Genomic DNA, 25,431 nt, shown 5'->3' with positions numbered 1-25,431 from the left:
GACATCGAGCCGAACCGAGCCTGTCACGCGGCGTTGACAGGCTCGGCGGCATGTAAGCGGAACGACTCGAGTGCGGGACGAGTGTGATGGACGAGCGACAGCAGCGACCGGGCGACGGGATCCAGGAGCGGGCCGGACACGGGCCGCTCGCCGGGTTCACCGTGGGGGTGACGGCCGCGCGCCGGGCCGATGAACTGGGCGCCCTGCTCCAGCGGCGCGGAGCCTCGGTCCTGCACGCCCCGGCGCTGCGGATCGTGCCGCTCGCCGACGACAGCGAGCTGCTGTCCGCCACCAAGGAACTCCTCGACCGGGTGCCGGACGTGGTGGTCGCCACCACCGCCATCGGGTTCCGGGGCTGGGTCGAGGCCGCCGACGGGTGGGGCCTGGGCGAGGCCCTGCTGGAGCGGCTGCGCGGCGTGGAGCTGCTGGCCCGCGGCCCCAAGGTCAAGGGCGCCATCCGGGCCGCCGGGCTGACCGAGGAGTGGTCACCGTCGTCGGAGTCGATGGCCGAGGTGCTGGACCGGCTGCTGGAGGAGGGCGTCGACGGGCGCCGCATCGCCGTACAGCTGCACGGGGAGCCGCTGCCCGGGTTCGTCGAGTCGCTGCGGGCCGGCGGCGCCGAGGTGATCGGGGTGCCGGTGTACCGCTGGCTGCCGCCGGAGGACCTGTCGCCCGTGGACCGGCTGCTGGACGCGGCCGTCTCCCGTGGCGTCGACGCGCTCACCTTCACCAGCGCGCCCGCCGCCCAGTCCCTGCTCAACCGCGCCGAGGAACGCGGACTGCTGCCCGAACTGCTCACCGCCCTCCACCACGACGTCCTGCCCGCCTGCGTCGGACCGGTCACCGCGCTGCCCCTCCAGGCCCACGGCGTGGACACCGTGCAGCCCGAACGGTTCCGGCTCGGCCCGCTCGTGCAGCTGCTGTGCCGCGAACTGCCCGCGCGGGCACGGGCGTTGCCGATCGCCGGGCACCGGGTGGAGATCCGCGGCCACGCGGTGCTGGTGGACGGGGAGCTGCGGCCCGTTCCGCCCGCCGGGATGTCCCTGCTGCGGGCGCTGGCCCGGCGGCCGGGCTGGGTGGTCGCCCGCGCGGAACTCCTGCGCGCCCTCCCGGGCGCCGGCCGCGACGAGCACGCCGTCGAGACGGCCATGGCCCGCCTCCGCACGGCCCTCGGCGCCCCCAAACTCATCCAGACCGTCGTCAAACGCGGCTACCGCCTCGCCCTCGACCCGGCGGCCGACGCGAAGTACGCCGACACCTGAGCCGGCGTCCGCGCCAACCTTCCGGCCAGGGACCGCCGCCACCTGAGCCGCCGCCCGCGCCAACCTTCCGGCCAGGGACCGCCGTTGCCCGAGCCGATGCCCGCGCCGGCCCTTGACAACCACACCCCCGCCAACGTTCGAGCGTGGCCGTCCCGAGGGGTTACGGAGGCGCATCCGGGCAGGCACTGTAAGAGGGAACACCCAGGTGACCCCTAGGCGGTGACAGGCGCATGGCACTGGGTACGGCCACGGACGCCCACGAGTTGCGGTTCGACGCCGGACGGCACTGTCTCGACCTGCTCGCGACGACGCACCCCGGCGAACGGCTCGACTCCGTCGCGGTGCTGCGGGCCTGGATCAACGGGGCCGGACTCGTGCCGCCGGGCACCCCGCTCGGCCACGCGGACACCACCTGGCTGCTCGGATTCCGCGAACTGCGCGCCCGTATCGACCCGTTGGTGCGCGGCGCGCTGCGGCCCGCCCGGACCGGCACGGCGTACGACCGCGCCCTCGCCCGGCTCAACGAGATCGCCCGCGCCGCGCCCCCGGCGCCGCGCGCGGTGCGCGCCGAGGACGGCACGCTGGTGCGGCGTCTGGACCGCCCGCCCGAGTGCGCCGCGCTGCTCGCGACCGTCGCCCGGGACGCCGTGGACCTGCTCACCGACCCGGCCGCGCGGGCCTGTCTGCGCCAGTGCGCGGGCGACAACTGCCCGATCGTCTACCTCGACACCTCGCGCGGGCGGCGCCGCCGCTGGTGCTCCAGCGAGGTGTGCGGCAACCGGGTGCGGGTGGCCAGGCACCGGCGCCGCGCGGCCCTCGCCGGCGCCGCGCACGGCAAGTGACGTACACCACAGCCCACGCGCCAACTCCCGCGGCGCGTGCGGGAAATGTGAAGACCGGGCGGCGGAATTATGGGCTCATGTCCCCCTCGTCGCCCCCCTCGTCACCGTCTTCGGCGCGGCAGCTCACAGAAATCCGTGCCCTCGCTTTGAACACCCGGCGCCCCGCGTGCGTACCCGTCATCGAGCGACCGGCTGGGGGAACCCCCGGACATCGGAGGTGGGCGTGCGCAAGGATTCCGTCGTGGCCAAGGAACGTGGAACGAGGGCCCGACATCGCATGTCTGCGCAGCCCTCGGAGCCCGACGAGGAGCTGATGCGCGCGCTGTACGCCGAGCACGCCGGACCCCTGCTCGCCTATGTGCTGCGCCTGGTCGCCGGAGACCGGCAGCGCGCCGAGGACGTGGTGCAGGAAACGCTCATCCGTGCCTGGAAGAACGCCGGTCAGCTCAACCGAGCGACCGGTTCGGTACGCCCCTGGCTGGTGACGGTCGCCCGGCGCATCGTCATCGACGGCCACCGCAGCCGGCAGGCCCGGCCGCAGGAGGTCGACCCGTCGCCGCTGGAGGTCATCCCCGCGGAGGACGAGATCGACAAGGCGCTGTGGCTGATGACGCTGTCGGACGCGCTCGACGACCTGACCCCGGCCCACCGGGAGGTGCTGGTCGAGACGTACTTCAAAGGGCGTACCGTCAATGAGGCGGCTCAGACCCTGGGGATACCGAGCGGCACGGTGCGCTCCCGGGTGTTCTACGCGCTGCGTTCGATGAAGCTGGCACTGGAGGAGCGGGGGGTGACGGCGTGATGAGTGGGTACGGGGGATACGGCGCGGGGGGTCCGGGTATGTCTGGCCCCATGCAGGGATCTCAGGGGCCCGAGGGGTCCGCGGGCCCGAACGAACACGAGACCGTCGGCGCGTACGCCCTCGGGATTCTCGACGACGCCGAAGCAACCGCTTTCGAGGCGCATCTCGCGACCTGTGAGTGGTGCGCCCAGCAGCTCGACGAGCTGGCCGGGATGGAGCCGATGCTGGCGGCGCTCGCCGACCTGCCCGCGGGCAGCGGCACGCCCGCGGTCGCCGAGTCCCTGTCCGCGAAGCCCAGCCCGAGACTGGTGGAGAGGCTGGTCGACGAGATCGCCGAGCGCCGCGCGCAGAAGCGCCGGCGCGGCTTCTACATGGTCGCGGCGGCGGCCGCGCTGATCGTCGGCGGGCCGTTCGTCGCCGTGGCGACCAGCGGGGGCGACGACGACGGCTCCGGCGGCCGGTCCGTCACCGCCCACGCCACCAGCCCCGCCAAGGCGTCCTTCGACGAGATCGACGACAAGGTCACCGCCACCGACCCGGGCACTCAGGTCAGCGCGACCGTCGCGCTGGAGAAGAAGGCCTGGGGCACCCACGCCGTCCTCCAGCTGAAGAACGTCAAGGGCCCCCAGAAGTGCTCGCTGATCGCCGTCGGCAAGAACGGCGAGCGCGAGACGGTCACCTCCTGGTCGGTGCCGAACTGGGGCTACGGCATCCCCGGCGCCACCACCGAGCAGGCCAAGGAGCCGCTGTACGTGCACGGCGGCGCCGCCTTCACCCCGGAGGAGATCGACCACTTCGAGGTCATGACCTTCGACGGCAAGCGGCTCGTGGAGGTCGACGCGTAGCGCCTGCCCCTGGGGCGCCCCGACGGGGGCGTGCCCCAGGGGTGCGGGGAACTGCGCGACAAGCCACCCCGAACCCGCACCCGCCGCCGGACGCGATCCCCACTTCAGCAGGCGCCCCCGTAGCAGCGGAGCCCCCTTTGGCGTACGGTGGACGGCTGCCCAGCACGTCAGAAGGGGGCCCGGTGGCCGCACAGGCTCAGCAGACTTCCGCGGTCGACTCGGTTCAGGACACCGCTCACGACTCCGCTCACGACGCGGGACACGATTCCGTGCGCGAGCGCGAGATCGGCGTCGAGCAGCAGCACCTCGACAGGGTCTACCGCCGCCTGGAAGAGAAGATCCACGAGGCGGAGTTCCTGATGGAGGACGCGGCCCGCCGCGGCCAGGTCGGCACGCCCGGCGCGCTCGCCGAGCGCGACGCGCAGGTCTTCCGCGCGGGCGTGCACCTCAACCGGCTGAACAACGAGTTCGAGGACTTCCTGTTCGGCCGGATCGACCTGCTGCCCGGCAAGGACGGCAAGAAGGGCCCGGACGGCGCGTACACGGCGGTCGAGCCCGCCGAGGGCGCCGTACGCCCCGACAGCACCGCCGACATCGCCGAGACCCTGCACATCGGCCGCATCGGCGTCCTCGACGAGGACTACGCCCCGCTGGTCATCGACTGGCGCGCGCCCGCCGCCGCCCCGTTCTACCGCTCGACCCCGGTCGACCCGGGCCGGGTGGTGCGCCGCCGGGTCATCCGCTCCAAGGGGCGCAAGGTGCTCGGCGTCGAGGACGACCTGATGCGCCCCGAGCTGAAGGCGTTCCTGGAGGGCCGGGAGCTGGCCGTCATCGGCGACGGCGCCCTGATGGCCGCCCTCGGCCGGGCCCGCAGCCACACCATGCGGGACATCGTCGCCTCCATCCAGGCCGAGCAGGACCTGGTGATCCGCGCCCCCGCCGCCTCCGTGACGTACGTCGAGGGCGGCCCGGGGACGGGCAAGACGGCCGTCGCCCTGCACCGCGCGGCCTACCTGCTCTACCAGGACCGGCGCCGGTACGCGGGCGGCATCCTCATCGTCTCGCCGACCCCGCTGCTGGTCGCCTACACCGAGGGCGTGCTGCCCTCGCTGGGCGAGGAGGGGCAGGTCGCGATCCGCGCCATCGGCTCCCTGGTCGACGGCGCCGCGGCCACGCTGTACGACTCCCCGGCGGTGGCCCGCGCCAAGGGCTCCTCCCGGATGCTGAAGGTGCTGCGCAAGGCCGCCCGCGGCGCGCTGGAGCTGAACGATTCTCCGGACCGGCTCAGGGTCGTCGCCTTCGGCCGCCGGATCGAACTGGATGCCGAGGAGCTGGACCGGGTCCGGCGTTCCGCCCTCGGCGGCACCGCCCCGGTCAACCTGCTGCGCCCGCGCGCCCGCAAGCTGATCCTGGACGCGCTGTGGGAGAAGTCGGGCGCCGCCGGCCGCCACACCGACCCCGAGCTGGCCGCCGAGCTGCGCTCCTCCTTCGACGAGGACATCACCAGCGAGGATTCCTTCACCGCCTTCCTCGACGCCTGGTGGCCCGAGCTGACCCCGGCCGCCGTCCTGGCCGCCATGGCCGACGAGAAGCGGCTCGGCCGCTGGTCGCGGCGGGTCCTCAACCCCGGCGAGGTCCGCAAGGTCGCCCGCTCGCTGAAGCGGGACGGCCACTCCGTGCACGACATCGCGCTGCTGGACGAGCTGAACGCCGTCCTCGGCGCCCCGGCCCGCCCCAGGAAGCGGCGCGAGCTGGACCCGCTCGACCAGCTCACCGGCCTGGAGGAGCTGATGCCGGTGCGCGAGGAGTCGCAGCGCGAGCGCGCCGAGCGCCTGGCGCGGGAGCGGGTGGAGTACGCGCACGTCATCGTCGACGAGGCGCAGGACCTCACGCCGATGCAGTGGCGCATGGTCGGCCGCCGCGGCCGCCACGCCACTTGGACGATCGTCGGCGACCCGGCCCAGTCCTCCTGGTCCGACCCGGACGAGGCGGCCGAGGCCCGCGACGAGGCCCTGGGCTCCCGTCCGCGCCGCCGCTTCCGCCTCACCGTGAACTACCGCAACCCGGCCGAGATCGCCGAGCTGGCCGCGAAGGTGCTGGCGCTGGCGATGCCCGGCTCCGAGTCGCCGTCGGCGGTGCGCTCGACGGGCGTGCAGCCGCGCTTCGCGGTCGTGGGGGAGTCGCTGGGCGAGACCGTCCGCGCGGAGGCCGCCCGGCTGCTGGAGCGGGTCGACGGCACGATCGGCGTCGTCGTCGCGATGAACCGGCGCGAGGAGGCCCGGCGCTGGCTGGCCGGGCTCGGCGACCGCGTGGTGGCCCTCGGCAGCCTGGAGGCCAAGGGCCTGGAGTACGACGCGACGGTCGTCGTCTCGCCGGCGGAGATCGCCGACGAGTCCCCGGCGGGCCTGCGCGTGCTCTACGTCGCCCTGACCCGGGCCACCCAACAGCTCACGGTGGTCTCCGGCGAGCGGGACGAGCCGGACGCGGCCGGGGTGCCGGACCTGCTCAGGGACTGAGGGGGACACCGGGGCGCGCGGGTGTTTCCCCGGTGTCCTCCCGGACGGGAATGGCCGCGCGGGATCGTTTGTTAGCCTGGGTGTGGCACCGGCTCGATCCAAGCCCCCGGGCCCAACCTTCGTCCCTTCGAGGGACCACTTGCCGCGAGGCGAGCATGGCGGGTCGGTGTCATGAACGTCCGAGGAGGCCCACGTCAGTGTGACGTGGGCCTCTTTGCTGCCCGGCGACTGGCTGATCGCTTCTCGTATCGTGGAAGATGTTTTCCGAAGTCGCGCACACCCCCGTGAACAAAACGTCCGCAATCCGGGGCGACTACTCCCTACTCGGTGGTAGGTGCGACGATCGGACGGCACAACTTCGCGACACGGTGAAAGCAGAGGAAGTCGGCCATGGCAACGGCGCCCAGCGTCTCCTACTCGATGACCATCCGGCTGGAGGTGCCCGCGAGCGGAACCGCCGTCTCGCAGCTCACCACCGCGGTGGAGTCCTCCGGAGGCTCGGTGACCGGCCTCGACGTCACCGCGTCCGGCCACGAGAAGCTCCGTATCGACGTCACCATCGCGGCCAGCTCGACCGCGCACGCCGACGAGATCGTGGGCAAGCTCCGCACCATCGAGGGCGTCACCCTCGGCAAGGTCTCCGACCGTACGTTCCTGATGCACCTCGGCGGCAAGATCGAGATGGCGTCGAAGCACCCCATCCGCAACCGTGACGACCTCTCCATGGTCTACACGCCCGGCGTGGCCCGCGTCTGCATGGCCATCGCCGAGAACCCCGAGGACGCGCGGCGGCTGACGATCAAGCGCAACTCCGTTGCGGTCGTGACGGACGGCTCCGCCGTGCTGGGCCTCGGCAACATCGGCCCCAAGGCCGCGCTGCCGGTCATGGAGGGCAAGGCGGCCCTGTTCAAGCGGTTCGCCGGCATCGACGCCTGGCCGATCTGCCTCGACACCCAGGACACCGACGCCATCGTCGAGATCGTCCAGGCCATCGCCCCCGGCTTCGCCGGCATCAACCTGGAGGACATCTCCGCGCCCCGCTGCTTCGAGATCGAGGCCCGGCTGCGCGAGGCCCTCGACATCCCCGTCTTCCACGACGACCAGCACGGCACCGCCATCGTCGTCCTGGCCGCCCTCACCAACGCACTGCGCGTGGTCGGCAAGGGAGTTGGCGACGTGCGCGTGGTCATGTCCGGCGCCGGCGCGGCCGGTACGGCCATCCTCAAGCTGCTCATCGCCGCCGGCGTCAAGCACGCCGTCGTCGCCGACATCCACGGCGTGGTGCACGCCGGCCGCGAGGACCTGGTCGACGCCGCCCCCGACTCGGCGCTGCGCTGGATCGCCGACAACACCAACCCCGAGGGCATCACCGGCACCCTCAAGGAGGCCGTGCGCGGCGCCGACGTCTTCATCGGCGTCTCCGCCCCGAACGTCCTCGACGGCGACGACGTGGCCGCCATGGCCGACGACGCCATCGTGTTCGCGCTCGCGAACCCCGATCCCGAGGTCGACCCGGCAATCGCCCGTCAGACGGCCGCAGTTGTGGCCACCGGCCGCTCCGACTTCCCGAACCAGATCAACAACGTGCTGGTCTTCCCGGGCGTCTTCCGCGGCCTGCTGGACGCCCAGTCCCGCACGGTCAACACCGAGATGATGCTCGCCGCCGCGAAGGCTCTCGCCGACGTCGTCACCGAGGACGAGCTGAACCCGAACTACATCGTCCCGTCCGTCTTCAACGACAAGGTCGCGGGCGCCGTGGCCGGTGCCGTGCGCGAGGCGGCGAGGGCGGCCGGAGTGACCGCCTGAGACCTCGCCGGGCCCGCCCCGGGCCTGTGAGGATCACCACGGTGGGCCGGGATTCCGGCGCGTCGTGGAACCGAGCGGGCCCGCCCGCCCTCTAGGGTGAGCGGGCCGTCGGCCACCGCCATCCGGGTGGACGGCCGGTCAGTGGCGCTCGTCGTGTGACTCCCAAGGGTGTTCTCACGACTCCAACGGGTGCCGGATTGGCTTTCCCGCCGCAGGTAGGGGCAGGATGCGGTCCTGGGCGCGAGCGTTCGACGACGGACCCGGGTCCGGGACCCGTCCGAGGGCCCTGGCAGCATCGGCTTCGCTGTGCCCGCGATGCGGCTCCGCCGCGTGGCACGCCCCAACAGCAAGAAGAACACGGGAGTAACAACATGAACCGCAGTGAGCTGGTGGCCGCGCTGGCCGACCGCGCCGAGGTGACCCGCAAGGACGCCGACGCCGTGCTGGCCGCGTTCGCCGACGTCGTCGGCGACATCGTCTCCAAGGGGGACGAGAAGGTCACCATCCCCGGCTTCCTGACCTTCGAGCGCACCCACCGTGCCGCTCGCACCGCGCGCAACCCGCAGACCGGCGAGCCGATCCAGATCCCGGCCGGGTACAGCGTGAAGGTCTCCGCGGGCTCGAAGCTCAAGGAAGCGGCCAAGGGCAAGTAAGCGCTCCGCTGTGAGCGCCGGGTGACTGCGGGCCGTCCCGCGGCCTGCGGGCCGCCGGTGGCCGGTCGCGCAGTTCCCCGCGCCCCTCGCGGGGGCGTTCCACCACACGCCGATGGGGCGGTCACCCGAGTCCGGGTGACCGCCCCATCGGCGTTCGCGTCGCGGCCGGCTAGCCGAGGGCCTTGCCCGGCAGCTCCACCTTCGCGCCCAGCTCCACGAGCTTCTCCATGAAGTTCTCGTAGCCGCGGTTGATCAGGTCGATGCCGTGGACCCGGGACGTGCCCTGGGCCGCCAGGGCCGCGATGAGGTACGAGAAGCCGCCGCGCAGGTCGGGGATGACCAGGTCGGCGCCCTGGAGGCGGGTCGGGCCGGAGACGACCGCGGAGTGCAGGAAGTTGCGCTGGCCGAAGCGGCAGTCGGAGCCGCCGAGGCACTCGCGGTACAGCTGGATGTGGGCGCCCATCTGGTTCAGGGCCGAGGTGAAGCCGAGGCGGGACTCGTAGACCGTCTCGTGGATGATGGACAGGCCCGTGGCCTGCGTGAGGGCCACCACGAGGGGCTGCTGCCAGTCGGTCTGGAAGCCGGGGTGCACGTCCGTCTCCAGGGCGATGGACTTCAACTGCCCGCCCGGGTGCCAGAAGCGGATGCCCTCGTCGTCGATCTCGAAGGCGCCGCCCACCTTCCGGTAGGTGTTCAGGAACGTCATCATCGAGCGCTGCTGGGCGCCGCGGACGTAGATGTCACCCTCGGTCGCCAGCGCCGCGGACGCCCAGGAGGCGGCCTCCAGGCGGTCCGGCAGGGCGCGGTGGGTGTAGCCGCCCAGCTTGTCCACACCGGTGATGCGGATCGTGCGGTCGGTGTCCATCGCGATGATGGCGCCCATCTTCTGCAGGACGCAGATCAGGTCCTCGATCTCCGGCTCGACGGCCGCGTTCGAGAGCTCCGTCACGCCCTCGGCGAGCACCGCCGTGAGCAGGACCTGCTCGGTGGCGCCGACCGAGGGGTAGGGCAGCCGGATCTTGGTGCCGCGCAGCCGCTGCGGGGCCTCCAGGTACTGGCCGTCGGCGCGCTTCTCGATGGTCGCGCCGAACTGCCGCAGCACGTCGAAGTGGAAGTCGATGGGCCGGCCGCCGATGTCGCAGCCGCCGAGGCCCGGGATGAAGGCGTGACCGAGGCGGTGCAGCAGCGGCCCGCAGAACAGGATCGGGATGCGGCTCGAGCCCGCGTGCGCGTCGATGTCCGCCACGTTGGCGCTCTCGACGTGGGTCGGGTCGAGGACCAGCTCGCCCGGCTCCTCGCCCGGACGGACCGTCACCCCGTGCAGCTGGAGCAGCCCGCGCACCACGCGCACGTCGCGGATGTCCGGAACGTTGCGCAGGCGGCTCGGCGCGCTGCCCAGCAGCGCTGCGACCATGGCCTTCGGCACGAGGTTCTTCGCGCCGCGGACACGGATCTCGCCCTCCAGCGGGGTTCCGCCGTGGACAAGCAGGACATCGTCGTTGACGGTCATGAATCTCGCGTTCCGTGGGAGTGTTCGGGGCAGGGCAGGAGAGACAGAGTAATCGCCGTGGACCCCTCTCCCGTAAGCCCGATGACCGCTTGGTCACGTCATAGGTGTGTCACAACACGAACCGTTCCCTATCGGGCACATGGGGTCACGGAGGCGGGGCGGGCGGCCCTCGTGCGCGCGGGGCGCACCGGTGCGCCCGGTGTGCCTTCACCCGGGCGTCCGGATTGCCTCCCCACACCGGGGGAAGATGCGGGATCATGTCTGGCATGACCGAGGTGTCCTCGCTCACAGGGCGGCTGCTCGTGGCCACGCCCGCCCTGGCGGACCCGAACTTCGACCGCGCGGTGGTGCTCCTTCTCGACCACGACGAGGAGGGTTCCCTCGGTGTCGTCCTCAACCGTCCGACGCCGGTGGGGGTGGGCGACATCCTGGAGGGCTGGGCGGACCTGGCCGGCGAGCCCGGCGTGGTCTTCCAGGGCGGCCCGGTGTCACTGGACTCGGCCCTCGGGGTCGCCGTCGTCCCGGGCGTCGCGCCCGGGGAGGCCGACCCGCTGGGCTGGCGCCGGGTCTACGGCGCGATCGGCCTCGTCGATCTGGAGGCCCCGCCGGAGCTGCTCGCCTCGGCCCTCGGCTCGCTGCGGATCTTCGCCGGGTACGCCGGCTGGGGGCCCGGCCAGCTGGAGGACGAGCTGGTCGACGGCGCCTGGTACGTGGTGGAGTCGGAGCCCGGTGACGTCTCCTCGCCGGCCCCGGAGAGGCTCTGGCGGGAGGTGCTGCGCCGGCAGCGCAACGAGCTGGCGATGGTGGCCACGTATCCCGACGACCCTTCGCTCAACTGAAGCAGGTGAGCTTCAGTACCCTTGGGTCCTATGAGCACTCTCGAGCCCGAGCGCGGGACTGGTACGGGGACCCTCGTAGAGCCGACGCCGCAGGTGTCCCATGGCGACGGTGACCACGAGCGCTTCGCCCACTACGTCCAGAAGGACAAGATCATGGCGAGCGCCCTCGACGGCACTCCCGTCGTGGCGCTCTGCGGCAAGGTCTGGGTGCCGGGCCGCGACCCGAAGAAGTACCCCGTGTGCCCCCTGTGCAAGGAGATCTACGAGTCCATGGGCGCCGGCGGTGACGACAAGGGCAAGGGCGACAAGTAACCCCTAACCCTTCCGCCGTGTCCTGCTGAGTTCTCGGCGAGGCCCCCGGAGCGTGCTTTCCACGTGCTCCGGGGGCCTTTCGCGTGCTCCGGGGGCCTTTCGAGTGTCACGAACTGGCGTAGACCTCTTGTCGGCATGTTCCTGTAGTCCTTAGCCTCCCTGTGTTGTGCAGAGCGAAATCGCCATTGCGTATGCTGCAACGCTCGGAGGCTTTTCATGAAGCACCCCGCCCGGCTGGCCGTACTCCTCGCCGTCCTGGCCGCCACCGCCTGCGCCCCCCAGACCTCGGACACCTCCGCCCCCGGCAAAGACGACAAGACCGGCACCCTGCGGGTCTGGCTCTTCCAGGAGGCCGGCAACCGGCCCAAGGAACGGGTCGTCGACGCGGTCGTGGAGCGCTTCGAGAAGGACCACGAGGGCACCGAGGTGTCCGTCGAGTACATCCCCGTCGAGACCCGTGCCCAGCGCGTCAAGGCCGCCTTCAACGACCCCGCGTCCGCGCCGGACGTCATCGAGTACGGCAACACCGACACCGCCGGTTACGTCCGCGACGGCGGTCTCGCCGACGTCAGCGAGGAGTTCGCCGCCTGGCGCGAGGCCGCCGACACCGACCCGACCGCCCGGCAGTCGGTGACGGTCGACGGCCGGGTCTACGGCGCCCCGTTCTTCGTCGGCGCCCGCGCCCTGTACTACCGCACGGACGTCTTCGCCGACCTCGGCCTGGAAGTACCGCGCACCCTGGACGAGTTGGCGCGCACGGCACAACGGATCCGGGCCGCCCGCCCCGACCTGTACGGGCTCGTCGTGGGCGGCGCCTACACCTACGGCGCGCTGCCGTTCGTCTGGGCGCACGGCGGCGAACTCGCCGTCCGCCGGGGCGACACGTACACCGCCGCCCTCGACAGCCCCGCCGCGCGGCGCGGCATCGCGGCGTACACCGCGCTCTTCGGCGACGACAACTGCCCCGCCGCCAAGTGCGCCGGCATGGGCGGCAACGACACGGTCACCGCCTTCGCGGCCGGCAAGGCCGGCATGGCGATCGGCGGCGACTTCAGCCGCGCGGCCGTCGAGGCGGGCGCCGTCAAGGGCAAGTACGCCGTCGTACCGCTCCCAGGGGTGAAAGCCGGACAGGTCGCGCCCGCGTTCGCCGGCGGCAACAACATCGGCGTGCTGCGCGGCACCGGGCACCGCACCCTCGCCGTCGACCTGATGAAGCGGCTCGCGTCCAAGGACACCCAGGGCCGGCTCTTCGACGCGATGGGCTTCCTGCCGACCTTCACCGACGTACGGCAGCAGGTGGCGGCCGAGGAGCCGGCCGTGCGGCCCTTCGTGCGGACCCTGGCCGCCGGGACGAAGTTCGTGCCCGTCTCGCCCGCGTGGGCGTCGATCGACTCCGCGCAGGTGCTGCCGACGATGTTCCAGGAGATCGTCAGCGGGCGGAAGGACGTGGCCGCCGCGGCGAGGGACGCGGCGAGGAAGATGGACGACGCGTTCGGCGCCGCCGGGTGAGCGGGATGCCGTCGCGTTCCGCCGTCCCCTGGATCTATCTCGCCCCCGCTCTCGTCGTCCTCGGCGGGCTGCTCGTCTATCCCGTCTACCAGCTCGGGCTCATCTCGCTGTTCGAGTACACGCAGGCCCAGGTCAGCGGAGGGGAGCCGGCCACCTTCCAGGGCTTCGGCAACTACGCGGCTCTCTTCCGGGACCGGCAGTTCTGGCAGGTGCTGCTGGCGACCGTGGTGTTCGCGGGCGCCTGTGTGGCGGGCACCCTGGTGGTGGGCTGCGCGCTCGCGGTGCTGCTGACGCGGGTGCGCGCGCTGCCCCGGCTGGTGCTGATGCTGGCCGCGCTGGGGGCGTGGGCGACTCCGGCGGTCACCGGGTCGACGGTGTGGCTGCTGCTGTTCGACCCGGACTTCGGGCCGGTGAACCGGGTGCTGGGACTCGGTGACCACTCGTGGACGTACGGCCGGTACAGCGCCTTCTCGCTGGTGCTGCTCGAAGTGGTGTGGTGCTCCTTCCCGTTCGTGATGGTGACGGTGTACGCGGGCATCCGCGCGGTGCCGTCCGAGGTGCTGGAGGCCGCCGCGCTGGACGGGGCCTCGCAGTGGCGGATCTGGCGCTCGGTGCTCGTGCCCCTGCTCCGCCCGATCCTGGCGATCGTGACCATCCAGTCGGTCATCTGGGACTTCAAGGTCTTCACCCAGATCTACGTCATGACGGGCGGCGGCGGCATCGCCGGGCAGAACCTGGTGCTGAACGTCTACGCCTACCAGCGGGCGTTCGCGTCCTCCGAGTACGGCCTCGGCTCGGCGATCGGCGTGGTGATGCTGCTGATCCTGCTCGCCGTGACCCTCGCGTACCTGCGGCTGCTGCGCCGGCAGGGGGAGGAGCTGTGAACGGCGTGAGAGGTCTCGTACGGCGTCCCTGGCGGCTGGCCGCCGAGGCGGCCGCGCTGCTGGTGGCGGCCGTGGTGGCGTTCCCGCTGTACTGGATGGTGCTGAGCGCCGTCCGGCCGGCCGGGGAGATCGAGTCGAGCGAGCCTCGGCCCTGGACGCTCGCGCCCTCGCTCGCGTCCTTCCGGCGCGTCTTCGGGCAGCAGGAATTCGGCCGTTACTTCCTCAACAGCGCGCTCGTCGCGGTCACCGTGGTGATCGTCTCGGGCCTGATCGCCTTTCTCGCGGCGACCGCCGTGACGCGATTCCGGTTCCGCTTCCGGACCACCCTGCTGATCATGTTTCTGGTGGCCCAGATGGTGCCCGTGGAGGCGCTCACGATCCCCTTGTTCTTCCTCATGCGGGACGCCGGTCAGCTGAACACGCTCGGGTCGCTGGTCCTGCCGCACATCGCCTTCTCGCTGCCGTTCGCGATCTGGATGCTGCGGGGGTTCGTGAAGGCGGTTCCGCAGGCGCTGGAGGAGGCCGCGTACATCGACGGGGCGAGCCGGGCGCGCTTTCTGTGGCAGATCCTTTTCCCGCTGGTCTTCCCCGGCCTGGTGGCCACCAGCGTGTTCTCCTTCATCTCGGCCTGGAACGACTTCCTGTTCGCCAAGTCGTTCATCATCAGCGACACCTCCCGGTCGACGCTGCCGATGGCCCTGCTGGTCTTCTACAAACCGGAGGATCCGGACTGGGGCGGCGTGATGGCCGCGTCCACCGTGATGACGATTCCGGTGCTGGTGTTCTTCGTACTCGTACAGCGACGGCTGGTCTCCGGGCTGGGCGGAGCGGTAAAGGACTGACGACATGGAATTCGTGGATCTGATTCCGGCTCCGCGCGCGGCGCGGTGGGCGACGCCCGCGCGGGAGGTGTTCCCGCTGGACGAGGCGACCGTGCTGCACGCGGAGCCCGGCACCGGGCGGGTGGCGCGCTGGCTGCGGGCCACCGTGGGGGCCGCCACCGGGCTGCCGTTCGCCGAGGGCCGCGGTGACGGCCGCGGCGATGGTCGTGCCGACGGCCGCGGTGGCGGTCACGGACACGGCCGCGGCATCGTGCTGCGGGTGGACCCGGAGCTGGCGCCTGAGGCGTACCGGCTGGCCGTCGACGGGCAGGGGGTACGGATCGACGGCGGGAGCGCGGCCGGCGTCTTCTGGGGCGCGCAGTCCTTCCGTCAGCTGCTCGGCCCCGACGCCTTCCGGCGGGCACCGGTCGATCCGGCGCGGCGGCGGTGGGACGTCCCGATGGTGGTGGTCGAGGACGCCCCCCGCTTCGGCTGGCGCGGCCTCATGCTCGACGTCGCCCGGCACTTCATGCCGAAGGACGGAGTCCTGCGCTGCCTCGATCTGATGGCCGCGCACAAACTCAACGTCTTCCACTTCCACTTGACGGACGACCAGGGCTGGCGGATCGAGATCCGCAAGTACCCCCGCCTGACCGAGATCGGCTCCTGGCGGACGCGGACGAAATTCGGTCACCGCGCCTCACCGCTGTGGGAGGAGAAGCCGCACGGGGGCTACTACACCCAGGACGACATCCGGGAGATCGTCGCCTACGCCGCCGAGCGGCATATCACCGTCGTCCCGGAAATCGACGTACCGGGCCACTCGCAGGCCGCCATCGCGGCGTATCCGGAACTCGGGAACACCGATGTCATCGACACCACCGCCCTCTCCGTCTGGGACAGCTGGGGGATCTCTCCCAACGTACTCGCCCCCACCGACAACACCCTGCGCTTCTACGAGGACGTCTTCGAGGAAGTGCTGGAACTGTTCCCGTCGCGGTTCATTCACGTCGGCGGGGACGAATGCCCGAAGGACCAGTGGCGGCGGTCGGCCGCGGCACAGGCGCGGATCGAGGAACTCGGGCTGGCCGGCGAGGACGGTCTGCAGGCCTGGTTCATCGGCCACTTCGGCCGCTGGCTCACCGCGCGGGGGCGCCGTCTCATCGGCTGGGACGAGATCCTGGAGGGCGGTCTCGCCGAGGGCGCGGCCGTGTCGTCCTGGCGGGGCTACGGGGGCGGGGTGACGGCCGCCCGCGCGGGCCACGACGTCGTGATGTGCCCCGAGCAGCAGGTCTACCTCGACCACCGGCAGGACGCGGGAGCGGACGAGCCGGTCCCCATCGGCTACGTCCGCACCCTGGAGGACGTCTTCCGGTTCGAGCCGGTTCCCGCCGAGTTGACGCCCGAGGAGGCCCGGCACGTGCTCGGCACCCAGGCGAACGTGTGGACCGAGGTGATGGAGGACACCGCGCGGGTGGACTACCAGGTCTTCCCCCGGCTCGCCGCCTTCGCGGAGGTCGCCTGGAGCGCCCTGCCCGCCCCGCCGGTGCGGGACTTCAAGGACTTCGAGCGGCGGATGGCCGCCCACTACCGGCGGCTGGACGCCCTCGGCGTGGCCTACCGGCCACCCGCCGGACCGCGCCCGTGGCAGCGGCGGCCGGGCGTGCTCGGCCGCCCGATCGACGGCCCGCCCCCGAACCGGTAGGAGGCGGACCGGCGGAGAGGGGGGAGGGAGCGGACGGACGGGGAGAGAGGGGGCGGGTGAGGGGAGGGAATCCGGCAACTTCGCTGAAGAGGTGCAATCCGTGCGCACCGGGGCAGTCATGCGGAAACGGACCAACCCCTCGGTGAGGTGGGTGAATGCCTCCTAGCGGACCCCCGCGTCCGGGCCCTGCGAAGATGTGCCAGAGTTGCCCCGTCCGCCCTGTCGGCACGTACCGTACGGCAGCACAGGCGGGACCAGGTGGGGCAGCGGGAAGGGGCAGCCGGTTTGACCACGCACGCACCGCAGGCGGCGCAGGCCGTCACCCTGCCCGCCACGCTCGACGAGGCCGTGGCGGCGCTCACCGCGATGCCCGCCGCGGTCCCGGTGGCGGGCGGCACCGACCTCATGACCGCCGTCAACTCCGGGCAGCTCAGGCCCGCCGGACTGGTCGGTCTGGGCCGGATCAGCGAGATCCGCGGCTGGCAGTACCTGGACGGCCACGCCCTGCTCGGCGCGGGCCTGACCCACGCGCGGATGGGCCGCCCCGACTTCGCCGCCCTCATCCCCGCGCTCGCCGCCGCCGCGCGCGCCGCCGGTCCGCCGCACATCCGCAACGCGGGCACCCTGGGCGGCAACATCGCCTCCGCCGCGCCCACCGGCGACGCGCTGCCGGTGCTGGCCGCCCTGGAGGCGACGCTGGTCATCGCCGGTCCGGGCGGCGCCCGCCGGGAGATCCCCGTGTCGCACCTGCTGGCCGGGATGGACATGCTGCGCGGCGGCGAACTCATCGGGTTCGTGCGCGTGCCGCTGCTGCACGCCCCGCAGGTCTTCCTCAAGGCGACCGGCCGCACCGGCCCCGGGCGGGCCGTCGCCTCCGTCGCCCTGGTCCTCGACCCCGCGCGGCGCGGCGTGCGCTGCGCGGTGGGCGCCATAGCACCGATGCCGCTGCGCCCCCTGGAGGCCGAGCAGTGGGTCGCCCAGCTGATCGACTGGGACAACGACCGCGCGATCGTGCCGGAGGCGCTGCACGCGTTCGGCGAGTACGTCGCCGCGGCCTGCATCCCCGACCCGGCCCCCGCCGAGGACGGCTCCGTGACACCGTTGCCGCCCGCCGTACTGCACTTGCGGCGCACCGTCGCCGCGCTGGCCCGACGAGCACTGGGGAGGGCGCTGTCGTGACCGACGACCAGCACGCGGACCGGCACGGAGAGGGCACGCCCCCGGGCGGCGGCCGCTGGGACCCGCTGCCCCAGGGCGACTACGACGACGGTGCGACCGCGTTCGTGAAGCTGCCCGAGGGCGGCATCGACGCGCTGCTCGCCTCCTCCGACAGCCCGCTGGCCGCGCCCGGCCACGGCTACGTGCCCCCGCCCATCACGGTCACCCCGGCCACCACCGCGGGCACCGACCCGGCGGCCACCGGCACCTGGTCCGTGCCCGCGGACGGCGTCCACTGGCCCGACCCGAACGCGCTGCCCCAGCAGGACGCCGGGCACGACCGGTTCACCTACGAGCCCGGCGCGACCGGGCAGTGGACCTACGAGACGTACGACGAGACGGCCGGGGCGACCGGCACCGCCGAGACGGCGGAGGCGCCGCCCGCGCCCGGCCACGACGTGACCGGCCAGTGGTCGATCCCCGTCGCCGGGGGCGACCTCCCGGACGAGTCCGGCGAGTTCACCACGTCCGCCCTGGTCGAGCAGTGGGGCGGCACCCCGCCCCCCACCCTGCCCGGCGGTGCGCCCGCCCCCTGGGCGACGCAGGGCGCGGGCCTGCCGTGGGCGCAGGAGGCGACGGCCGGGGACGGCGGCACGCCCGCGCACGGCACGTACGCCGGGCACCACCCGCAGACCGGAACGGCCCCGGACACGGCGTCCGGCGCGGCCCCGTTCGCCGGGCCCGCCGAGAGCGCCCCTGAGGCCCTCTCCGGGCCCGCTGAGGCTCCTGGGGCCACCGAGGCGGCCGGGACGGCCACGGAGGGCTCCACGGGCGCGCAGGACGCCACGGAGGGGCACGCCGAGACGTCCCCGGAGAACGGGTACGCGCCGTACGCCGACGAGCGGCAGGAGTACGCCGCGCAGGGCGAGGTACCGCCGGGCGGCGAGGCGGATCACGCGCCGCACACCGACCAGCGGCCGGACCACGGCCCGCAGGGCGGCGAACAGCCGGACGCGGAGCCCGGATCCGCCCCGCAGGCCGGACAGGCCCCCCACGCGGAGGCCGCCTCGGCCACCCCGCCCCAGCCCTCCGCCGACGAGGACGGCACGGCGGAAGAGGCCGGCCCCTCGGAGCCCGCCTCCGCCGAAGGCGCGCCCCCGGAAGCCGCGGACCCGGACGCCGAGGCCGCGGCCCCCGCGGAACAGGATCAGGCACCGGCGGACCCGGAACCGGACCCCGCGCGGGACACCGCTTCCGCGCCCACCGCGGAACCCCCCGCGCCCCCGGCCGACGAGCACCCCCTCGCGTCGTACGTGCTGCGCGTCAACGGCAGCGACCGCCCCGTCACCGACGCGTGGATCGGCGAGTCGCTGCTGTACGTGCTGCGCGAGCGGCTCGGGCTCGCGGGCGCCAAGGACGGCTGCTCGCAGGGCGAGTGCGGGGCGTGCAACGTGCAGGTCGACGGGCGGCTCGTCGCCTCCTGCCTGGTGCCCGCCGTGACCGCCGCCGGCAGCGAGGTCCGCACCGTCGAGGGCCTGGCCGTCGACGGACAGCCCTCGGACGTGCAGCGGGCGCTCGCCCGGTGCGGCGCCGTGCAGTGCGGGTTCTGCGTGCCCGGCATGGCGATGACCGTGCACGACCTGCTGGAGGGCAACCCCGCGCCGACCGAGCTGGAGACCCGCCAGGCGCTGTGCGGCAACCTGTGCCGCTGCTCCGGCTACCGCGGGGTCGTCGAGGCCGTCAAGGAGGTCGTCGCCGAACGCGACGCGCACTCCGCCGCCGACGCCGGGGAGCCGGTCGAGGCCGGTGAACACGGAGCCGAGGACGCCCGTATCCCGCACCAGGCGGGGCCGGGCGCCGGGAGCGTCAACCCGTCGGCGTTCGACGCGTTCGGATCGCACGACCACCCGCACCACCACCAGCAGCAGGCGCACCCCCAGCACCCCCAACACCCCCAGCAGCCGCCGCACCAGCCGCACCAGCCGCACCAACCGCCGTACGGACAAGGACAGGGACAGGACGGAGGCCAGGCGTGAGCAACGAAGCCGCCACCGCGACCACCGCGACCGCGGCCGGCGCCGCGGAGGCCGGCCCCGCCCCGGAGCCGATCCCGCACGGCCTCGGCTCCTCCCTGCCCGCCGCCGACGCGCGCGCCAAGACCGAGGGCACCTTCCCGTACGCGGCCGACCTGTGGGCCGAGGGCCTGCTGTGGGCGGCCGTGCTGCGCGCCCCGCACGCGCACGCGCGCATCACGTCGATCGACACCACGCACGCGCGCGCGATGCCCGGCGTCCGCGCGGTCGTCACCCACGAGGACGTGCCCGGCCGACCGCTGTACGGCCGGGGCAAGGCCGACCGCCCGGTCTTCGCCTCCGACGTGGTGCGCCACCACGGCGAGCCCATCGCCGCCGTCGCCGCCGACCACCCCGACACCGCGCGGATGGCCGCCGCGGCCGTCATCGTCGAGTACGAGGTCCTCGACCCGGTCACCGACCCGGAACAGGCCTTCGAGGCGGAGCCGCTGCACCCTGACGGCAACCTGATCCGGCACATCCCGCTGCGCCACGGCGACCCGCAGGCGCACGGCGAGGTCGTCGTCGAGGGCCTGTACCGCATCGGCCGCCAGGACCCCGCGCCCATCGGCGCCGAGGCGGGCCTCGCCGTACCGCGCCCGGACGGCGGCGTGGAGCTGTACGTGGCCTCCACCGACCCGCACACCGACCGCGACACCGCCGCCGCGTGCTACGGCCTGGAGCCCGAACGCGTCAAGGTCGTCGTCACCGGCGTCCCCGGCGCCACCGCCGACCGCGAGGACCAGGGCTTCCAGCTGCCGCTCGGCCTGCTCGCCCTGAAGACCGGCTGCCCGGTGAAACTCACCGCCACGCGCGAGGAGTCCTTCCTCGGGCACGCCCACCGCCACCCCACCCTGCTGCGCTACCGCCACCACGCGGACGCCGAGGGCCGGCTGGTGAAGGTCGAGGCGCAGATCCTGCTCGACGCGGGCGCCTACGCGGACACCTCGTCCGACGCGCTGGCGGCGGCCGTGTCGTTCGCCTGCGGCCCGTACGTCGTGCCCAACGCCTTCATCGAGGGCTGGGCGGTGCGCACCAACAACCCGCCCTCCGGCCATGTGCGCGGCGAGGGCGCGATGCAGGTCTGCGCCGCGTACGAGGCGCAGATGGACAAGCTCGCGAAGAAGCTCGGCATCGACCCGGCGGAGCTGCGGCTGCGCAACGTCATGGCGACGGGCGACGTCCTGCCCACCGGCCAGACGGTGACCTGCCCGGCGCCGGTCGCCGAACTCCTCCAGGCCGTGCGGGACTTCCCGCTGCCGCCGCTGCCGAAGGACACCCCCGAGGAGGAGTGGCTGCTGCCCGGCGGTCCCGAGGGCGCGGGCGAGCCGGGCGCGGTGCGCCGGGGCGTGGGCTACGGCCTGGGCATGGTGCACATGCTCGGCGCGGAGGGCGCCGACGAGGTCTCCACGGCCACCGTGAAGGTCCAGGACGGGGTGGCGACGGTGCTGTGCGCGGCCGTCGAGACCGGCCAGGGCTTCTCCACGCTGGCCCGGCAGATCGTCCAGGAGATCCTGGGCGTCGACGAGGTCCACGTGGCGCCCGTCGACACCGACCAGCCCCCGGCGGGCGCGGGCTGCCGCGGCCGGCACACCTGGGTCTCGGGCGGCGCCGTGGAGCGCGCGGCCAAGATGGTCCGTACGCAGCTCCTCCAGCCGCTGGCGCAGAAGTTCGGCATGTCCACCGAGCTGCTCCAGGTCGCCGACGGGAAGATCACGTCCTACGACGGTGTCCTGTCGACCACGGTCGCCGAGGCACTGGAGGGCAAGGAGCTGTGGGCGACCGCGCAGTGCCGCCCGCACCCGACCGAGCCGCTGGACGACGCCGGGCAGGGCGACGCCTTCGTGGGCCTCGCCTTCTGCGCGATCCGCGCGGTCGTCGACGTCGACATCGAGCTGGGCTCGGTGCGCGTGGTGGAGCTGGCCGTCGCGCAGGACGTGGGCCGGGTGCTGAACCCCGCCCAGCTGGCGGCCCGGATCGAGGCCGGCGTCACCCAGGGCGTCGGCATCGCGCTCACCGAGAACCTGCGCACCCCGCGCGGCGTGATACGGCACCCCGACCTCACCGGCTACGCCCTGCCGACGGCCCTCGACGCGCCGGACATCCGGATCGTCAAGCTGGTCGAGGAGCGGGACGTGGTCGCGCCGTTCGGCGCCAAGGCGGTCAGCGCGGTGCCCGTGGTGGCCTCGCCGGCGGCGATCGCGTCGGCGGTGCGGGCGGCGACGGGCCGCCCGGTGAACCGGCTGCCGATCCGCCCGCAGGCGGCGGTGGTGACGACACCGGCCCCATAGGTCCCGGAATCGCGCTGTTTGCCCTGGTCAGGGCGATTGTCAGTGGCGCCGCGTAGTGTTTCTCCCATGAGCACGACCGGCGCCGTCGTCACGGCGATCAGCACCCCGGCCACCGCATCGGGCCTCGCCCTCGACCTGCCCGCGCGCCTGCTGGACCAGGAGTTCGGCGCGGGCCGCGTGGTCCGTTTCGAGGACGTCGACTTCCCCGCGACGCTCACCCACGAACCCACCCGCCGCTTCCTGCGCGAGACGGGCCTGCCCGAGGACGAGGCCCTGTTCTCCCTGGACACGGACCTCCCGCTGCCGACCCTCACGGAGTTCTACACCGACGAGGAGTACACGGGCGACTTCCCCCTCGACCAACTCCCGCACGACGCCGACCGCCTGATACGCCTCGGCCGCATCACCGGAGACGCGGGCCTGGTGGTCGAGGGCACCACGGGCGAAATCCTCCGCTGGACCGAACCGGAAGCCCGCCTGGACCCCCTGAACCGAGACGTCTCGGAACTGGTCCTGGCCCTGTGCCTGTTGCGCGCGGGTGGCACGGAGGCAATGGGAGGCATAGAGGCCGTGGCGGGAATCGAACCCGCGTAACTCGCTTGGCGATCACCAGTGGGGAGCCCCGAGGTCCCGGTGGCCGGGGCATGGTTTCGGGGCTCCCGTCCGTGGTGGCTACCCAACAGTGCGGCCGCCAGCGGCTCGTCGCGTGCGGACAAGGAACCGAACCTCATCGGGCGTGGGGTTCTCCAAGTCCACGATCATCGAGAGGGCCAGCTCCCGGATCACTGTGGCCGTCTCGATCTGCTGGGCCTCCACTTCGTCGGCGAGCCGGGACAGGGGAGAGGCCGTGCCGTCCGTCACGAAATGAGCCGGCCTCCCCTCGGGCCCGCTCCACGGCAGCAGACGCAGATGCCGGATGACGACGGCCGGGGTACTGCCGAACTGTGGGCTCATGCCATCCCTCCTGCCGGGTGGGCCTGCCCGAGCGTCATCGGCACGGCGGCGCGTCGCCCGCCTCTTTGGCGTCGTCGCTCCTGCTCCCGCTCGTGGGCGATGACGTACGGCCGTACGACGGGCAAGCCGTCAGCCTCGATGACGAGGGCGAGACGCCCCACCCCCACCGCTTCACGCGTAACGATCAGTCGCCGTGCCGGGGAGATCGCGGCGGATGGGGCTGCCGTATGCCTGGTCCTGGTGGGCGGGGTTGCTCGCCGCCTGCCTTGGCCGGGCAGGAGCCACGAGAGGATGAGCATCAGTAGAGTTCGCACGTCTGCACTCCTTGTCAGTGCGGGCCGCGCCCCCGGACAGTTCGCCGCTGTCGCGGGGGTCTCTGTCGTCGTGCGTGGCCGAGCATACGCGTATACGCGTATACGCGGTCGCGTGTTTACGAAGATACGCGGATGCTCGGCTGTATGGATCTTGACCGTTCGGTGCCCGTCTGGCCCCAGGTGGCGAAGGAGCTGCGCCGCCGTCTCGATGCCGGGCAGTACCCCGCCGGCGAGCGCTTCCCCGCCGTGAACGAGCTGGCGGCCGAGCTGGACGTGGCACCCTCCACGGTGCAGAAGGCTGTGGCCGCTCTGCGAGAAGAGGGGCGGCTTTACACCGTGCTGGGTCAAGGATCGTTCGTGAAGGGCGACGAGTAACTCGCCATTCGGCGCACGCCGTGACGCATAAAGAGGCCGTGGCGGGAATCGAACCCGCGTAACTCGCTTTGCAGGCGAGCCCCTCAACCACTCGGGCACACGGCCTGGATGAACTTCGCTGCGTCAGCCGTGGCGGGAATCGAACCCGCGTAACTCCCCGCGAGCGGAGCTCGCCGATGGATGCAGTGCAGGCGAGCCCCTCAACCACTCGGGCACACGGCCAACGTGTTGTGTCGACCGTAGGGCGGGGTGGGGAGGGGGCTCAAGGGGTCCGGGGGGCCTGCAACGCGACTGCCACACGCCGTTCATGAACGGGGCCGAGGAGGCGTACGACCAAGGACCGAGGTGATCACCGTCTCCCGACAGGGGCCGAACAGTTCCGAGCCCCTTACTCTGACGGACATGGCCGCCCTCGATCCGCGCGACGCCGATGTCGCCGACGCAGCAGCAGATCCCGTCCACATACCGGGCGCATCCGAGCCGCCGGGTCACGCGAGCGGGGGTGTTCTCGGGCGGTCGTACCGGGCGCTGAGTATCGGGATCGTCTCCGTCGTGGTGCTGATCGCGTTCGAGGCGACCGCCGTGGGGACCGCGATGCCGGTGGCGGCGCGGGAGCTGGACGGGGTGTCGCTGTACGCGTTCGCGTTCTCGGCGTACTTCACGACCAGTCTGTTCGGCATGGTGCTGGCCGGGCAGTGGTCGGACCGGCGCGGCCCGCTGTCCCCCCTCACCTGCGGTATCGCCGCGTTCGCGGCCGGGTTGCTGCTGTCGGGGACCGCGGGGGCGATGTGGCTGTTCATCCTCGGGCGGGCCGTGCAGGGGTTCGGCGGGGGACTGGTCATCGTCGCGCTGTACGTCGTCGTCGGCCGGGCCTACCCCGAGCGGCTGCGGCCCGCGATCATGGCGGCCTTCGCCGCGGGCTGGGTCGTGCCGTCGATCGTCGGCCCGCTGGCCGCGGGCACGGTCACCGAGCACCTGGGCTGGCGCTGGGTGTTCGTCGGCATTCCGGTGCTCGTCGTGTTCCCGCTCGCCCTCGCGCTGCCCCAGATCCGGCGGCGGGCGGGCGGACCGGTCGACGGCTCGAAGGACGCCGCCTCCTTCGACGCGCGGCGCATCCGGCTCGCGCTCGGCATCTCGCTGGGCGCCGGACTGCTCCAGTACGCCGCCCAGGACCTGCGCTGGCTCTCCCTGCTGCCCGGCGCGGCCGGCACCGCCCTGCTCGTGCCCGCCGTGCTGGGGCTGCTGCCGCGCGGCACCTACCGGGCCGCGCGCGGGCTGCCGTCCGTGGTGCTGCTGCGCGGCGTCGCGGCGGGCTCCTTCATCGCGGCCGAGTCGTTCGTGCCGTTGATGCTGGTCACCCAGCGGGGCCTCACGCCCACGCTCGCCGGGTTCTCGCTCGCCGCGGGCGGCGCGACCTGGGCGCTCGGCTCGTGGGTGCAGTCCCGCTCCCGCGTGGAGCCGTACCGGGACCGGCTGATGACGCTGGGCATGGTGCTGGTGGCCGCGGCCATCGCCGCCGCGCCGAGCGTGCTGATCGAGGCCGTGCCGGTGTGGACCGTCGCCGTCGCCTGGGGCTTCGGCTGCTTCGGCATGGGCCTGGTGATCTCCTCCACCAGCGTCCTGCTGCTCCACCTGTCCGCGCCCGAGGAAGCGGGCAGCAACTCGGCCGCGCTCCAGATATCCGACGGCCTGTCGAATGTGATCCTGCTCGCGGCCGGCGGCGCCGCCTTCGCCACGCTCGGCGGCGGCACGGTCGCCCACTCCACCACCGAGGCCGCCGGCGCCGCCTCCCATCCCGTCGCCTTCGCCGCCGTCTTCCTGCCCATGGCGGCGGTCGCCCTGCTGGGCGCCTGGGTCACCACCCGGGTGCGGGAACGGTGAGTCACCACCCCCGTCACCGAGGGTGTTGTGACGTGGGTCCCACCCTCGGGCGACCCGGCCTCGTTCGCGCGTTGACGGCG

General features: G+C 73.0%; 20 protein-coding genes, 2 tRNA genes and 1 pseudogene. 19 read left to right on the top strand and 4 right to left on the bottom strand.

What is annotated here, in order from left to right; genetic code table 11:
* The first annotated feature begins 86 nt into the window (after positions 1–86).
* From G7Z13_RS13905 to G7Z13_RS13875, 7 genes are all read left to right on the top strand, one after another.
* Positions 87–1,262 carry a uroporphyrinogen-III synthase gene (locus G7Z13_RS13905; protein ID WP_165999235.1) on the top strand — a complete coding sequence of 392 codons (1,176 nt, stop codon included), beginning with the start codon at positions 87–89 and terminating at the stop codon, positions 1,260–1,262.
* Positions 1,263–1,492: 230 nt separating this feature from the next.
* On the top strand, positions 1,493–2,104 hold the full coding sequence (locus G7Z13_RS13900) for an ABATE domain-containing protein (RefSeq protein ID WP_165999233.1): 612 nt from the start codon (positions 1,493–1,495) through the stop codon (positions 2,102–2,104).
* A 277-nt stretch (positions 2,105–2,381) separates the two neighbouring features.
* Positions 2,382–2,906: a sigma-70 family RNA polymerase sigma factor gene (locus G7Z13_RS13895; RefSeq protein WP_240926208.1), complete on the top strand. Its 525-nt coding sequence runs from the start codon at positions 2,382–2,384 to the stop codon at positions 2,904–2,906.
* 50 nt (positions 2,907–2,956) lie between these two features.
* Complete coding sequence (locus G7Z13_RS13890; protein ID WP_240926207.1) at positions 2,957–3,751, top strand: zf-HC2 domain-containing protein; 795 nt, start codon at positions 2,957–2,959, stop codon at positions 3,749–3,751.
* A 182-nt stretch (positions 3,752–3,933) separates the two neighbouring features.
* Positions 3,934–6,267 carry a UvrD-helicase domain-containing protein gene (locus tag G7Z13_RS13885; RefSeq protein ID WP_165999227.1) on the top strand — a complete coding sequence of 778 codons (2,334 nt, stop codon included), beginning with the start codon at positions 3,934–3,936 and terminating at the stop codon, positions 6,265–6,267.
* Positions 6,268–6,657: 390 nt separating this feature from the next.
* On the top strand, positions 6,658–8,073 hold the full coding sequence (locus G7Z13_RS13880; protein WP_165999225.1) for an NAD-dependent malic enzyme: 1,416 nt from the start codon (positions 6,658–6,660) through the stop codon (positions 8,071–8,073).
* 371 nt (positions 8,074–8,444) lie between these two features.
* Positions 8,445–8,726, top strand: coding sequence for an HU family DNA-binding protein (locus G7Z13_RS13875; protein ID WP_003990598.1), 282 nt, complete (start codon positions 8,445–8,447; stop codon positions 8,724–8,726).
* Between the two features lie 169 nt (positions 8,727–8,895).
* On the opposite strand, the gene murA is transcribed toward G7Z13_RS13875, so the two are convergent.
* Positions 8,896–10,236, bottom strand: a complete 1,341-nt coding sequence (gene murA, locus G7Z13_RS13870; RefSeq protein WP_165999223.1) for a UDP-N-acetylglucosamine 1-carboxyvinyltransferase — start codon at positions 10,234–10,236, stop codon at positions 8,896–8,898.
* A 266-nt stretch (positions 10,237–10,502) separates the two neighbouring features.
* Here murA and G7Z13_RS13865 point away from each other — a divergent pair, with 266 nt between their 5' ends.
* The 10 genes and pseudogenes from G7Z13_RS13865 to G7Z13_RS13820 form a co-directional block, all read left to right on the top strand.
* Entirely contained in the window at positions 10,503–11,075 is a 573-nt protein-coding gene (locus G7Z13_RS13865) for a YqgE/AlgH family protein (RefSeq protein WP_165999221.1), read from the top strand.
* A 30-nt stretch (positions 11,076–11,105) separates the two neighbouring features.
* Positions 11,106–11,387 (top strand): DUF3039 domain-containing protein, encoded by a 282-nt coding sequence (locus G7Z13_RS13860; RefSeq protein ID WP_165999219.1) that lies wholly within the window; start codon positions 11,106–11,108, stop codon positions 11,385–11,387.
* A 216-nt stretch (positions 11,388–11,603) separates the two neighbouring features.
* Positions 11,604–12,896, top strand: coding sequence for an extracellular solute-binding protein (locus G7Z13_RS13855; protein WP_165999217.1), 1,293 nt, complete (start codon positions 11,604–11,606; stop codon positions 12,894–12,896).
* A 5-nt stretch (positions 12,897–12,901) separates the two neighbouring features.
* Positions 12,902–13,780 (top strand): sugar ABC transporter permease, encoded by an 879-nt coding sequence (locus G7Z13_RS13850; protein WP_165999215.1) that lies wholly within the window; start codon positions 12,902–12,904, stop codon positions 13,778–13,780.
* Positions 13,777–14,622, top strand: coding sequence for a carbohydrate ABC transporter permease (locus G7Z13_RS13845; RefSeq protein WP_165999214.1), 846 nt, complete (start codon positions 13,777–13,779; stop codon positions 14,620–14,622). Before G7Z13_RS13850 ends, G7Z13_RS13845 begins: the two co-directional genes overlap by 4 nt.
* A gap of 4 nt (positions 14,623–14,626) precedes the next feature.
* A complete protein-coding gene (locus G7Z13_RS13840; protein WP_165999211.1) occupies positions 14,627–16,306 on the top strand; it encodes a beta-N-acetylhexosaminidase in 1,680 nt (559 codons plus the stop codon).
* Between the two features lie 285 nt (positions 16,307–16,591).
* The gene (locus G7Z13_RS13835) at positions 16,592–17,485 is read left to right on the top strand and encodes an FAD binding domain-containing protein (RefSeq protein WP_165999209.1); all 894 of its coding nucleotides are present in this window, start codon (positions 16,592–16,594) and stop codon (positions 17,483–17,485) included.
* Positions 17,482–19,500, top strand: coding sequence for a 2Fe-2S iron-sulfur cluster-binding protein (locus G7Z13_RS13830; protein WP_165999207.1), 2,019 nt, complete (start codon positions 17,482–17,484; stop codon positions 19,498–19,500). The genes G7Z13_RS13835 and G7Z13_RS13830 overlap by 4 nt, the downstream gene beginning before the upstream one ends.
* Complete coding sequence (locus tag G7Z13_RS13825) at positions 19,497–21,827, top strand: molybdopterin cofactor-binding domain-containing protein (RefSeq protein ID WP_165999205.1); 2,331 nt, start codon at positions 19,497–19,499, stop codon at positions 21,825–21,827. The genes G7Z13_RS13830 and G7Z13_RS13825 overlap by 4 nt, the downstream gene beginning before the upstream one ends.
* 96 nt (positions 21,828–21,923) lie before the next feature.
* Positions 21,924–22,421, top strand: a pseudogene (locus G7Z13_RS13820) (SUKH-4 family immunity protein); the annotation flags it as partial.
* Positions 22,422–22,499: 78 nt separating this feature from the next.
* Here the strand turns inward: G7Z13_RS13820 and G7Z13_RS13815 are convergent.
* Positions 22,500–22,781 carry a hypothetical protein gene (locus tag G7Z13_RS13815; protein ID WP_165999200.1) on the bottom strand — a complete coding sequence of 94 codons (282 nt, stop codon included), beginning with the start codon at positions 22,779–22,781 and terminating at the stop codon, positions 22,500–22,502.
* Positions 22,782–23,239: 458 nt separating this feature from the next.
* On the opposite strand from G7Z13_RS13815, the gene G7Z13_RS13805 reads away from it, so the two are divergent.
* Positions 23,240–23,470 (top strand): GntR family transcriptional regulator, encoded by a 231-nt coding sequence (locus G7Z13_RS13805; protein ID WP_165999196.1) that lies wholly within the window; start codon positions 23,240–23,242, stop codon positions 23,468–23,470.
* Between the two features lie 33 nt (positions 23,471–23,503).
* Here G7Z13_RS13805 and G7Z13_RS13800 read toward each other — a convergent pair.
* Both G7Z13_RS13800 and G7Z13_RS13795 read right to left on the bottom strand, forming a co-directional pair.
* Positions 23,504–23,575: transfer RNA gene (locus G7Z13_RS13800), tRNA-Cys, on the bottom strand.
* Positions 23,576–23,594: 19 nt separating this feature from the next.
* Positions 23,595–23,692: transfer RNA gene (locus G7Z13_RS13795), tRNA-OTHER, on the bottom strand.
* 180 nt (positions 23,693–23,872) lie between these two features.
* Between G7Z13_RS13795 and G7Z13_RS13790 the strand changes: the two genes are divergently transcribed.
* Positions 23,873–25,351: an MFS transporter gene (locus G7Z13_RS13790; RefSeq protein WP_165999194.1), complete on the top strand. Its 1,479-nt coding sequence runs from the start codon at positions 23,873–23,875 to the stop codon at positions 25,349–25,351.
* Positions 25,352–25,431 lie beyond the last annotated feature (80 nt).

This window comes from Streptomyces sp. JB150, assembly GCF_011193355.1.
GTDB lineage: Bacteria > Actinomycetota > Actinomycetes > Streptomycetales > Streptomycetaceae > Streptomyces.
Note: the sequence above shows the minus strand (reverse complement) of the source record. Positions and strands in the feature narration are given on the sequence as shown.